Here is a 12,258-nt window from a genome sequence, read left to right on the forward strand (position 1 = left end):
CATGAAACTGCTCGTAGTCTGCCTGGGAAACATCTGCCGCTCACCCACGGCGGAAGGGCTGATCCGCGACCGCCTGGAGGCATCGCATCTTCGCGGCCGGGTGGTGGTGGATTCGGCGGGCACGGGCGACTGGCACGCCGGCCAGCCGCCCGACCGCCGCAGCGTGGCCTGCGCCGCGCGGCACGGCGTCGATATCGGTGGCCTGCGGGCGCGGCAGGTCGAGCCGGAGGATTTCCATGCGTTCGACTGGATCCTGTGCGCCGACAAGGCCAACCTGCGCGACGTGAAGCAGGTCGCCCCGGCGCGGGCGCGTGCCGAGGTTGCCCTGCTGCTGGAATGGGCAGGACTGGAACCCGCGCTGCGCGAGGTGCCGGACCCCTATGCGGGCGATGTCAACGAATTCGAGCGCGTCTGGGCACTATTGGAGCGGGCGGCGGATGGGGTCGTGGAGCGACTCTCCCGCCAGATGGGGTCAGCACCTTTCCCGTTGCGATAGCGCAGCGTAGACGCGCAGTTGGAATCTCGCTGCACCGCGGTGTCCACCCCTTGCGGTGTGAATCCGGCGCTTGAGGGCGACCCTCGCCCATAATCGGCCCCATGCCCGCGCCGATGCAGACAACCCCCGTCCCGCCACCCCGTTCCACCTCGCGACCCGAGCCCGGCCGAGCGCCGGGTACCGGCGGGCGTCGTGCGGGGGAGTCCGACCGGTGAGCACCCCGGCAAAGCCGGCGAAGTTCGACGGCAAGGACTTCTCCCGCCGACTCAGCACCGCACCCGGCGTATACCGGATGGTCGCCGCGGACGACAGCGTGCTGTATGTCGGCAAGGCAAGCGCGTTGAAGAACCGCGTGGCCAGCTACTTCAATGCGACCGCAAAGTCAGCACGCATCACTTCGATGTTGCGCCAGGTCGCGCGCATGGAAGTCACCGTCACGCGCACCGAAGCGGAGGCGCTGATCCTCGAGAACCAGCTCATCAAGTCGCTCAAGCCGCGCTACAACGTGCTGCTGCGCGACGACAAGAGCTACCCGTACGTGTTGATGACCCAGGAGGCGTGGCCCCGGATCACCATGCACAGGGGGCCGCGTTCCGTGCCCGGTCGCTATTTCGGGCCTTATGCCAGCGTTGGCGCGGTGCGCGAGACGCTCAACCTGATCCACAAGCTGTTCAAGCTGCGCAGCTGCGAGGACAGCGTGTTCCGGAACCGGTCGCGGCCGTGCCTGCAGCACCAGATCGGGCGCTGCAGCGCACCCTGCGTGGGGCTGGTGCCGGCGCGGGAGTACGCCGAAGCGGTGCGTCGCTCCAGCCTGTTGCTGGACGGAAAGAGTGACGAGCTGACGCGGGAACTGGGCGCCGCGATGGAGGCCGCCAGCGCGCGCCTGGACTTCGAGCAGGCGGCCCGCCTGCGCGACCTGGTCGGATCGATCCGCACCCTGCAGGCTCGCCAGTATGTGGACGGCCGGGCCGCCGACCTGGACGTGCTTGCGGTGGCGATGCAGGACGTTTCCGCGTGCGTGATGCTGCTGTCGTTCCGTGACGGCAGGAACCTCGGCACCCGCGCGTTCTTCCCGCGTACCAACGGCAGTGACAACCCCGAAGAGGTGCTCGCCGCCTTCGTTTCGCAGTACTACGGCGAGCAGGTGCCGCCCCGCGAGATCGTGCTTGACCGCGACATCCCGGACCGCGAGCTGATCGAACACGCGCTGTCGGCCGCGGGCGAACACAAGGTGCAGATCCGTTGCAACGTGCGAAGCGAGCGCGCCGGCTACGTTGACATGGCGCGGCGCAACGCCGAACTGGCGCTGGCCAACGAACGTACCAGCCACGCCGCGCAGCGTGCGCGTGCCGAGGGCCTGCGCGACCTGCTGGGCCTGCCGGGCGTGGCGTCGCGCATCGAATGTTTCGACATCAGCCACACCATGGGAGAGGCGACCGTGGCGTCGTGCGTGGTGTTCGACGCCGAGGGCCCGGTGCGCGGCCAGTACCGGCGCTACAACATCAGCGGCATCGAGCCGGGCGATGACTACGCCGCGATGCACCAGGCCCTGCGCAGGCGCTTCCTGCGGGCGATGGAGGAGCGGGCAGGGGCGGCGGACGGAGCGGGTCGGTCGAGCGCATCGAGCGGGAAGCCCCGCGTACATCCCCGCGCCTCGGCCGCCCCGGGCGTGTTGCCCGACGTGCTGTTGATCGACGGCGGAGCAGGGCAGGTCGCCCAGGCACGTGCCGTTCTCGATGAGCTTGAGGTTCCAGGTGTCGTACTGGTCGGCGTCGCCAAGGGGCCGGCCCGACGGCCGGGCGACGAGGAACTGCTGTTGCCCGATGGCCGTGCGCTGCGACCCGGGGCCCAGTCACCGGCGCTGCAGCTGGTCCAGCAGGTGCGCGACGAGGCGCACCGCTTCGCGATCACCGGCCACCGTGGCAAGCGCCAGAAGGTGCGTAACAGCAGTCGCCTGGAGGATATCCCAGGTATCGGGCCGCGCCGACGCGCCAGCCTGCTGCGGCATTTCGGTGGCCTCGGCGGGCTCAAGGCAGCAGGAGTCGAGGAGATTTCGCGCGTGGAAGGCGTCAATGCCGCCCTGGCCGAGCGCATCTATGCCACCCTTCATGGCCTGGATGCCCCCACCCCCAGCGGCGATGCAGCCGCGCGCCCGGAGCGATGATGAAGTTGACGGTCCCCACCATGCTGACGCTGCTCCGGATCCTGCTGATCCCGGTGCTGGTGCTGGTGTTCTACCTTCCCTTCCGGTGGACCAACTTCCTGGCGGCGGCGATCTTTGCCTTCGCTTCCATCACCGATTGGCTGGATGGCTGGATCGCGCGTCGCTACAACCAGTACTCGGCGTTCGGCGCATTCCTCGACCCGGTGGCCGACAAGCTGATGGTGTCGACGGCACTGTTCCTCATCGTGCAGGCACACCCTACCCCCTGGATGGCGTTGTGGGCGGCGGTGATCGTGGGCCGCGAGATCGCGGTCTCCGCGCTGCGCGAGTGGATGGCCGAGTTGGGACAGCGCGCCAAGGTGTCGGTGGCGACGGTCGGCAAGGTGAAGACGGTGGTGCAGATGCTGGCGCTGATCTGCCTGCTGTACGCGTTGCGTCCGGACCGGCCGGTGTACGTGGATCCCTGGATGGGCCGGGCGGTCTTCGTGATCGGCGACTGGCTGCTGGCGGGGGCGGCGCTGCTGACGTTGTGGTCGGGTTTCGAGTACCTGCGCGCCGCGTGGCCGACGATGGTCGGGGAAGAGAAAAGATAGTTGACAGATACGCCGCCATGCCTAAAATGGCGGTTCCTCAGCGGGAATAGCTCAGTTGGTAGAGCACGACCTTGCCAAGGTCGGGGTCGCGAGTTCGAGTCTCGTTTCCCGCTCCAGTTCTTCCGGCGATCCAGTCCACCGGGTTGCCCGCCAAGACCCCGCTAGCGGGGTCTTGTCTTTTGAGGCTTCCGCACAACGCGAGTTGCAAGCGGTATGCTTGGTTCCAGTCACCGGCCGGGTGGCAGAGTGGTTATGCAGCGGACTGCAAATCCGCGTACGCCGGTTCAATTCCGACCTCGGCCTCCAGTTCCAGGGCCCCGCTCCGGCGGGGCCTTTTTTTGTCCGTGATGCGTTTTCCGGCACGCCGTGGCGCCGTCCGCAGATGGCACTTCAAAGCCCCGGTGCCAGGCACCGGGGCTTTGAAGTTTCCAAAGGCGCCTGGCTGGGCGTTAAGCCGCCTTCTTCGCCGCCAGCTGGCGCAGCACGTAGTGCAGGATGCCGCCGTGGCGGAAGTACTCGACTTCCTTCGGCGTCAGCAACAGGACCTGGACTTCGAACGTTTTCTCGCTACCGTCTGCGTGCCGGGCAATGACCGTTGCGCGCTTCGAAGCACCGTCCTGCAGGCCGGTGATCTCCACCGTCTCCGAGCCGTCCAGGCCCAGCGAGCGGACGCCTTCGTTGTCCTTGAACTGCAGCGGCAGCACGCCCATGCCCACCAGGTTGGAGCGGTGGATGCGTTCGAAGGTCTCGGCGATGACCGCCTTGACCCCCAGCAGGTTTGTACCCTTGGCCGCCCAGTCGCGCGAAGAACCGGTGCCGTACTCCTTGCCGGCGAACACCACCAGCGGTACGCCTTCGGCCTTGTACTTCATCGCGGCGTCGTAGATCGACATCCGCTCGCCGGTAGCGCCGGACCCGTAGTGCAGCGTGTTGCCGCCTTCCTCGCCGCCCAGCATCAGGTTCTTGATGCGGATGTTGGCGAAGGTGCCACGGACCATTACGTCGTCGTTGCCGCGACGGCTGCCATAGCTGTTGAAGTCGGCCTGCTGCACGCCGCGCGACTGCAGGAAGGCGCCGGCGGGGCTGTCCTTCTTGATGTTGCCTGCCGGCGAGATGTGGTCGGTGGTGATCGAGTCGCCGAACAGGCCCAGCACGCGTGCGCCGTGTACGTCGCTGATGGTGCCGACGTCCATGGTCATGCCGTCGAAGTATGGCGGGTTCTTGATATAGGTGGACGCCGCGTCCCACTCGAACGACTCGCCTTCCGGCGAGGTGATCTGGTTCCAGCGGCTGCCACCCTTGAACACGTCGGCGTAGTTCTGCGCGAACAGCTCCGGGCCGACCGTGGCGGCGATCATGTCGCCGATTTCCTTGTTGGTCGGCCAGATGTCGCGCAGGTAGACCGGCGCGCCGTCGGTGCCATGTCCCAGCGGCTCCTTGGTCAGGTCGATATCGATGGTGCCCGCGATCGCATAGGCCACCACCAGCGGCGGCGAAGCCAGGTAGTTCATCTTCACTTCGGCGTGGATGCGGCCTTCGAAGTTGCGGTTGCCTGAAAGCACCGCGGCAACGGCCAGGTCGTTCTGCGCAATGCCCTTGGACACCACCTCGGGCAACGGGCCCGAGTTGCCGATGCAGGTGGTGCAGCCGTAGCCGACCACGTAGAAGCCGAGCTTCTCGAGGTCGTCCAGCAGGCCCGCCTTCTGCAGGTAATCGGTGACCACCAGCGAGCCCGGTCCCAGCGAGGTCTTCACCCACGGCGCGGCCTTCAGGCCCTTGGCCGCTGCGTTGCGGGCCAGCAGGCCGGCGCCGAGCATGACCGCCGGGTTCGACGTGTTGGTGCAGGACGTGATCGCCGCGATCACGATCGAGCCGTCCGTGAGGTGGTGCTCTTCATCGGCGATGTTGATGACCGACACGGGCCTGCCGGCGAGATGGGCGGCCTGCGGCTGCGCGCCACCTTCCTCCTTGAACTCGACCACGCGCTCGTAGTCGACCTTGCGGTTGGCCACAAGCCCTTCCAGGTTGGCGTGGAAGTTCTCCTGCATGTTCTCCAGCAGCACGCGGTCCTGCGGGCGCTTGGGGCCGGCCAGCGAAGGCTTGACCTCGGCCAGGTCCAATTCCAGGGTCGCCGAGTAATGCGCATCGGGCTGGCCGGGCTCGTGCCACAGGCCTTGCGCCTTGGCGTACGCCTCCACCAGGGCGATCTGCTCCTCGCTGCGGCCCGAAAGGCGCAGGTAGGTGATGGACTCGGCGTCGATGGGGAAAATGCCGCAGGTGGCGCCGTACTCGGGCGCCATGTTGGCGATCGTGGCACGGTCGGCCAGCGGCAGTGCCGCCAAGCCTTCACCGAAGAACTCGACGAACTTGCCCACTACCCCCAGTGAACGCAGCATCTGGGTAACGGTCAGCACCAGGTCGGTCGCGGTGGTGCCTTCGGGGAGCTTGCCGGTCAGCCGGAATCCGACCACTTGCGGGATCAGCATCGACGAGGGCTGGCCGAGCATGGCTGCCTCCGCCTCGATGCCGCCGACGCCCCAGCCCAGCACGCCGATGCCGTTGATCATCGTGGTGTGGCTGTCGGTACCGAAGACCGTGTCCGGGAATGCGAGCAGCTCGCCATCGACGACGCGGTCGCACACCACGCGCGCCAGGTTCTCCAGGTTCACCTGGTGGACGATGCCCGTGCTCGGTGGTACCACCTTGAAGTTCTCCAGCGCCTTCTGGCCCCAGCGCAGGAAGCTGTAACGCTCGTGGTTGCGCTCGAACTCGATCTTCGCGTTGAGGTCCAGCGCTTCGTGGCTGCCGTATGCATCGACCTGCACCGAGTGGTCGATCACCAGTTCCGACGGGATCTGCGGGTTGATCTGGCTGGCCTTGCCGCCCAGCTTGTGCACCGCGTCGCGCATCGCGGCGAAGTCCACCACGCAAGGCACGCCGGTGAAGTCCTGCAGCACAACGCGTGCGGGCATGAAGGCGATCTCGGTGGACGGCTCGTCCCGGCAGTCCCACTGGGCGACCGCCTCGATGTGCTCCTTGCCGACCGTGATCCCGCCGTCCTCGTGGCGAAGCAGGTTCTCGAGCAGGATCTTCATCGAGTAGGGCAGCTTGCCCAGGTCGAATCGCTGGCCCAGCTTGGGCAGGCTGAAGTAGGTGTAGGACTTGCCGTTTACGTCGAGTTGCGCGCGGGTGGCGAAGGAGTCTGCCATTTGGGGCTCCGTGGCTGCAGCTGAGGGGGAGGCGGGACGCCGCGCCGGTCCGGCGAGCGCGAAAACACCGCGTAAAGCCCCGTGATTATGCCGCAAACGGTGGCGTATTGCCCGCTTTCGCCCCACGGCGCTCGCGCAGGGACGGCGCCGCGGAACTAGCCGCCCAGGTGCGCCCGGACCGCCGCCAGAAGTTGCGAACGGCGCAGCAGCAGGTCCCAGAGGCTGCCTCCCAGCTGGCGCCACAGCACGGCCGAGCGCATCGCGCCGAGCAGTACGGCGCGTACTTCGGCGACGACATCGGGTTGCCCCAGGTAGTGAGGATTGCCCTGCACCAGCACGCGCGGCCGCAGGTGGCTGAGCGTCTCCGAATACAGCCGGCCCAATGCCGCCAGCACGTCCGGATGGCTGCTGCCGGATACACGTGCCGCATCGGCCTGGGCCAGGATGCCCTCCTGCACGCGGTCCACCTTCTCGCCATCACCGCTGAAGCGACGTTCCAGCTGCATGACGGCCAGAGCCAGCCGCGGCAGGTGTTCGTCGGCGATCCGGCTTTCGAAATAGTCGCGCAAGAGCGCCAACCCGGGCCGCACGTTGTCCACCCCGCCATACACGTCGGCAGTGGAGGCTGCGTCCACCCGGAACACCGAATCCAGCACCGGATTGACCGCGGCGGACTCCGCCTGCCCGGTGTCGGCGATGCGTCGCACCTGGGCCAGTGCCTGCGCCAGGCCGGCCAGCGCCAGTACTCGATCGGACATGGGGTTGAAGCGGGTCTGGCTCATGCAGCAGGTGGGTCCTTGGAGGTGGGCGGGACAGGGATCGGCAGCGGGGCGTCGGTAGCGGCGATGACCGCGCCACCCAGGCAGGTATCACCGTCGTACAGCACCAGCGATTGCCCGGGCGTGACTGCGCGTTGCCGCGTATCGAAGCGCACCTGCAGGGTGCCATTGTCGCCTACCTGCACCCGGCAAGGCTGGTCGTGTTGCCGGTAGCGGGTCTGGGCGGTGCATGCGAAGTCGACTGAAGGCGGCGAACCCGCTACCCAGTGGGCGTCTCCGGTGGTCAGCCCGGTGGACATCAGCCAGCGGCTGTCGATGCCCTGGTCGACGAACAGCACGTTTCGTTCGACGTCCTTTGCCACGACGTACCACGGGGCCTGTGCGAAGCCGCGCACGCCGCCGATATTGAGGCCCTCGCGCTGCCCCAGGGTGAAGTAGAAGACGCCGGGGTGCGTACCGATCTCCACGCCGTCCGGGGTCCGGATCGGGCCTGGTTGGGCGGGCAGGTAGCGGCCAAGGAACTCGCGGAAGTCACGCTCTCCTATGAAGCAGATGCCGGTGGAATCCTTCTTGGCGGCGGTGGGCAGGCCACTGCTGGCGGCCAGGGCGCGGACGTCGCTCTTGAGCATGTCACCCAGCGGGAAACGCGTCGAAGCCAGTTGCGCTTGCCCCAGCTGGTGGAGGAAGTAGCTCTGGTCCTTGTTGCGGTCGACCGCGCGAAGGAGCATGAGATGGCCGCTGTCGTGCCGCCGCACGCGCGCGTAGTGACCGGTTGCGATGTACTCGGCGCCAAGGTCGCGGGCCGCGTCAAGGAAATGCTTGAACTTCACTTCGCGGTTGCACAGGACGTCGGGATTGGGCGTGCGACCTGCCGCGTACTCGGACAGGAAGTGCTCGAACACGTCGGCCCAGTAATGACTCGAGAAGTCGCGGAAATGGATGCGTATGCCGAGCCGCCCGCAGACGGCGACCGCGTCCCGGCGGTCGTCCTCGGCCCGGCACTCACCGGAACCGTCATCGGCCCAGTTCTGCATGAACAGTCCGGCGATCGGCTCACCGCTGGCCTGCAGGCGCAGTGCCGCCACCGAGGAGTCCACCCCCCCCGACATCCCCACGATGGTCCGCGCCGTCCCCACCGCTGGACTCACGCCATCTGCTGGAGCAGGTCGAGCGGTTGGCGGCGCCCGGAGAGGAAATCGGCCGCGGCCTGCCAGACCAGGGGGCTGCGATGGCGCACGGCCTGGGCCTGGAGTTCCGCGGGGGTCATCCAGAGCGCCTGGACGATGCCCTCGTCCAGCGCGCGCCCGGCGTGCTGGCGAACGGGCTCGGCGGCGAAGGCGAAGCGCAGGTAGTGGCGGCCCGGGCGGCCGTCCTCGTCACCGGGTGCCGTCCACTGGTAGGCACCCACGAAGGCCGACAGGCGGACCTCCCAGCCGGTTTCCTCCAGCGTCTCGCGGCATGCGGCGTCCTGCAGGCTCTCGTCGGGCTCCAGGTGGCCGGCGGGCTGGTTGAGCACGAGCCGCCCGCCCACGGTCTCTTCCACCATCAGCAGGCGGCCCTCGTGCACCACCACGGTGGCCACGGTGACGTCGGGTTGCCAGAACCGGCCTTCGCGGTAGGTCACGTCAGAACGCGTCCTTGCCGCCGGTCAGTTCCACTTCCATCTCGTCGGCGACGTGGATCGCGTAGTTGATCGCGGCATCCAGCTCGGCCCCGGTGGCACTGGCCGGCACCTTGACCACCAGCACGGCAATGTCGTCCTGGCGTACCCAGGCGCCCAGCTTGCCGGTGTGGCTGGCCTGCAAGAGGCGGTTGGCGAGGGCGGCCGGGAAGTCACCGTCGTCCGAGCGGTAGGCGGGCGACCAGACTTCGCGCACCTGCAGCGCGCCGTACTCCTCGGTCGTGGAGATGACATAGGCCAGCTGGCTGCGCCCCTCCTCCAGGTCGAACAGCAGCTTGAAGTCACCGTCCTCGTCGACCTCGAACCCGTAGTCCAGCGCCTCCAACTGGGCACGCACCAGCGGGTCGGCCTCGGGGGTGGCCGCGCGCTCGTCGGCGACGGCGGGAAGTGCGAATGCCAGGAGGAACGGCAGCAGCAAGGCGTTGGCGCGCATGAGGATCCACGGGTCGGGAAAGACCGCATTCTGACGCCCGGCCCCCGGGAGCGTCCACGGGGGGCGGGACGCCTTCCCGTGGGGCGCCCTTATAATCGATCAATGCCCAAGCACACCGAACACGACCACCAGCACGGCGTGCTGGTAGAGAGCGGAAAACCCGAAGTCGCGCGCCCACCGCTGTACTCGGTGTTCCTGCTCAACGATGACTACACCCCCATGGACTTCGTGGTGGAGGTGCTCATGCGCTTCTTCCCGATGACCGCAGAGAAGGCGACCCAGGTCATGCTGCACGTCCACACGCGCGGTCGCGGAGTCTGCGGTGTCTTCACCCGCGAAGTCGCAGAGTCCAAGGTGGCACAGGTAAACGAATACTCACGGCTCAACCAGCATCCCTTGCTGTGCACGATGGAAAGGGCGTAATAGGGGCCTGTGGCATGCAGCAAGGCTTAGGCTTGATGGGCACACCGGCTTTCCGCAATCGCGGCTAAGCAGACGGGTCCAACGCGGTTGGGGCTCCATGGAAAAGGCGGTGGGTGTCCCCATCTAGGACGGCAGACGCTTCTGGAGGCACCCTCCCCATGTTCAGCAAGGATCTCGAGTACAGCATTGGCCAGTGCTACAAGCGCGCCCGCGAGGCTCGCCACGAGTACATGACGGTCGAGCACCTGGCCCTGGCACTGCTCGACAACCCGTCCGCCGAGGGGGTACTCAAGGCGTGCGGGGCCGACTTCAACCGCCTGCGCGGCGACCTGGAGCAGGCCATCGCCACGTCCGTATCGGTGCTGCCCGACGAAATCGACCGCGATACCCAGCCCACGCTGGGCTTCCAGCGCGTGCTGCAGCGCGCGGTCTACCACGTGCAGTCCTCGGGCAAGAAGGAGGTGACCGGGGCCAACGTGCTGGTGGCCATCTTCGGCGAGAAGGACTCCCACGCCGTTTATTACCTCAACCAGCAGGATATCGTCCGGCTGGACGTTGTGAACTACCTGTCCCATGGCATCGCCAAGCAGGGCGGCGAACCGGCCCCAGAGGACGGCGAAGCCAAGCCCGGCGAGGGCGCCGAAGGCGAAACCAAGTCCGATCCGCTGGCCGAGTTCGCCATCAACCTCAACCAGTTGGCCCGCGACGGCAAGATCGATCCGCTGGTCGGCCGCGCCGACGAGGTCGAGCGCACCATCCAGGTGCTGTGCCGGCGTCGCAAGAACAACCCGCTTTACGTGGGCGAGGCCGGCGTGGGCAAGACCGCGATCGCCGAGGGCCTGGCCAAGCGCATCATCGACGGCGACGTGCCGGAGGTGCTTGGCGAAGCGACCATCTACGCGCTGGACCTGGGCGCGCTGGTGGCGGGTACCAAGTATCGCGGCGACTTCGAGAAGCGTCTGAAAGCGGTACTGGCCCAGCTCAAGAAGATCCCGGAGGCGGTGCTGTTCATCGACGAGATCCACACCATCATCGGGGCCGGCTCGGCATCGGGCGGCACGATGGACGCCAGCAACCTGATCAAGCCGGCGCTGTCATCGGGCGAGCTGCGGTGCATCGGCTCGACCACGTTCCAGGAATACCGCGGCATCTTCGAGAAGGACCGGGCGCTGGCACGCCGGTTCCAGAAGATCGACATCGTCGAACCTACCGTGGGCGAGGCGTTCGAGATCCTGCAGGGCCTGAAACCCCGCTACGAGGCCCACCACGGCGTGGTGTATGCGGACGACGCGTTGCAGGCGGCCGTGGACCTTTCGGTGAAGCACATCGGCGATCGGCTGCTGCCCGACAAGGCGATCGACGTCATCGATGAGGCCGGCGCCCGCCAACGGCTGCTGCCGCTGGAAACGCGCAAGTCGAGCATCGATGTCGAGGAGATCGAGACCATCGTGGCCAAGATGGCGCGGATCCCCGCCAAGCAGGTATCGGCCACGGACAAGGACGTGCTGCGCAACCTCGAGCGCAACCTCAAGATGGTGATCTTCGGGCAGGACCCGGCGATCGACTCACTGACGGCTGCGATCAAACTGGCGCGTTCCGGCCTGGGCAACCCCGACAAGCCGATCGGCAACTTCCTCTTCGCCGGCCCCACCGGCGTGGGCAAGACCGAGGTGACCAAGCAGCTGGCGCTGCAACTGGGCATCGAACTGGTGCGGTTCGACATGTCCGAGTACATGGAACCGCATTCGGTCAGCCGCCTGATCGGCGCGCCTCCGGGCTACGTCGGCTTCGACCAGGGTGGCCTGCTGACCGAGAAGATCGTCAAGACCCCGCATTGCGTGTTGTTGCTGGACGAGGTGGAGAAGGCCCACCCGGACATCTTCAACATCCTGCTGCAGGTCATGGACCGCGGCGCACTGACCGATACCAACGGCCGCGAGGCGAACTTCAGGAACGTGATCGTCGTCATGACCACCAACGCCGGCGCGGCGCAGGCGGCGCGGCGCTCGATCGGTTTCACCAAGCAGGACCACGCGACCGATGCGATGGAAGTGATCCGCAAGAGTTTCAGCCCGGAATTCCGCAACCGCCTGGATGCGGTCGTGCAGTTCCAGCCGCTCGGCTTCGACCACATCCTTCGCGTGGTCGACAAGTTCCTCATAGAGCTGGAAAGCCAGCTGCACGAGAAGCAGGTGACGCTGACCGCCACGCCGACGGCGCGGGACTGGCTGGCCCAGCACGGCTTCGATCCGCTGATGGGCGCACGGCCGATGGCGCGGGTCATCCAGGAGAAGATCAAGCGCCCGCTGGCCGACGAGTTGCTGTTCGGTAGCCTGGTAGGGGGCGGCCGGGTCACCGTGGATGTGCGCGACGGGGAGCTGACCGTCGATGCCCAGGCCGAGCCGGAAAAGCTGCTGCCGGTAACCGTGTAGCAAGCCCGCCCAAGGGACAGGCATGGAAAAGGCGGCCACTGGCCGCCT

General features: G+C 67.1%; 10 protein-coding genes and 2 tRNA genes. 7 read left to right on the forward strand and 5 right to left on the reverse strand.

From position 1 onward, the window contains the following. Nucleotide 1: 1 nt before the first annotated feature. The 5 genes from ACJQWL_RS01665 (at nt 2) to ACJQWL_RS01685 (ending at nt 3,559) form a co-directional block, all read left to right on the forward strand. Entirely contained in the window at nt 2-496 is a 495-nt protein-coding gene (locus ACJQWL_RS01665; RefSeq protein ID WP_330967855.1) for a low molecular weight protein-tyrosine-phosphatase, read from the forward strand. Nucleotides 497-707: 211 nt separating this feature from the next. Further along, a complete protein-coding gene (gene uvrC / locus ACJQWL_RS01670; RefSeq protein ID WP_330967854.1) occupies nt 708-2,660 on the forward strand; it encodes an excinuclease ABC subunit UvrC in 1,953 nt (650 codons plus the stop codon). After that, on the forward strand, nt 2,660-3,253 hold the full coding sequence (gene pgsA, locus ACJQWL_RS01675) for a CDP-diacylglycerol--glycerol-3-phosphate 3-phosphatidyltransferase (RefSeq protein ID WP_330967853.1): 594 nt from the start codon (nt 2,660-2,662) through the stop codon (nt 3,251-3,253). Before uvrC ends, pgsA begins: the two co-directional genes overlap by 1 nt. Before the next feature lie 40 nt (nt 3,254-3,293). Further along, a tRNA-Gly gene (locus tag ACJQWL_RS01680) sits at nt 3,294-3,369 on the forward strand. Nucleotides 3,370-3,485: 116 nt separating this feature from the next. Next, nucleotides 3,486-3,559: transfer RNA gene (locus ACJQWL_RS01685), tRNA-Cys, on the forward strand. Nucleotides 3,560-3,702: 143 nt separating this feature from the next. Here the strand turns inward: ACJQWL_RS01685 and acnA are convergent. The 5 genes from acnA to ACJQWL_RS01710 all read right to left on the reverse strand — a co-directional run bounded on the left by acnA (nt 3,703) and on the right by ACJQWL_RS01710 (nt 9,355). Then, a complete protein-coding gene (gene acnA, locus ACJQWL_RS01690; protein ID WP_330967852.1) occupies nt 3,703-6,462 on the reverse strand; it encodes an aconitate hydratase AcnA in 2,760 nt (919 codons plus the stop codon). 155 nt (nt 6,463-6,617) lie between these two features. Then, on the reverse strand, nt 6,618-7,220 hold the full coding sequence (gene hflD, locus ACJQWL_RS01695) for a high frequency lysogenization protein HflD (RefSeq protein ID WP_411300717.1): 603 nt from the start codon (nt 7,218-7,220) through the stop codon (nt 6,618-6,620). A gap of 20 nt (nt 7,221-7,240) precedes the next feature. Then, nucleotides 7,241-8,377 (reverse strand): tRNA 2-thiouridine(34) synthase MnmA, encoded by a 1,137-nt coding sequence (mnmA, locus tag ACJQWL_RS01700; protein WP_330967999.1) that lies wholly within the window; start codon nt 8,375-8,377, stop codon nt 7,241-7,243. A gap of 8 nt (nt 8,378-8,385) precedes the next feature. Next, nucleotides 8,386-8,865 (reverse strand): NUDIX hydrolase, encoded by a 480-nt coding sequence (locus tag ACJQWL_RS01705; protein ID WP_330967850.1) that lies wholly within the window; start codon nt 8,863-8,865, stop codon nt 8,386-8,388. A 1-nt stretch (nt 8,866) separates the two neighbouring features. Further along, nucleotides 8,867-9,355, reverse strand: coding sequence for a hypothetical protein (locus ACJQWL_RS01710; protein ID WP_330967849.1), 489 nt, complete (start codon nt 9,353-9,355; stop codon nt 8,867-8,869). Nucleotides 9,356-9,457: 102 nt separating this feature from the next. Between ACJQWL_RS01710 and clpS the strand changes: the two genes are divergently transcribed. Next, the gene (gene clpS, locus ACJQWL_RS01715; protein WP_330967848.1) at nt 9,458-9,778 is read left to right on the forward strand and encodes an ATP-dependent Clp protease adapter ClpS; all 321 of its coding nucleotides are present in this window, start codon (nt 9,458-9,460) and stop codon (nt 9,776-9,778) included. A 158-nt stretch (nt 9,779-9,936) separates the two neighbouring features. Next, entirely contained in the window at nt 9,937-12,210 is a 2,274-nt protein-coding gene (clpA, locus tag ACJQWL_RS01720; RefSeq protein WP_330967847.1) for an ATP-dependent Clp protease ATP-binding subunit ClpA, read from the forward strand. Nucleotides 12,211-12,258: the final 48 nt, after the last annotated feature.

This window comes from Novilysobacter viscosus (assembly GCF_046600715.1).
GTDB classification, from domain to species: domain Bacteria; phylum Pseudomonadota; class Gammaproteobacteria; order Xanthomonadales; family Xanthomonadaceae; genus Lysobacter_C; species Lysobacter_C viscosus.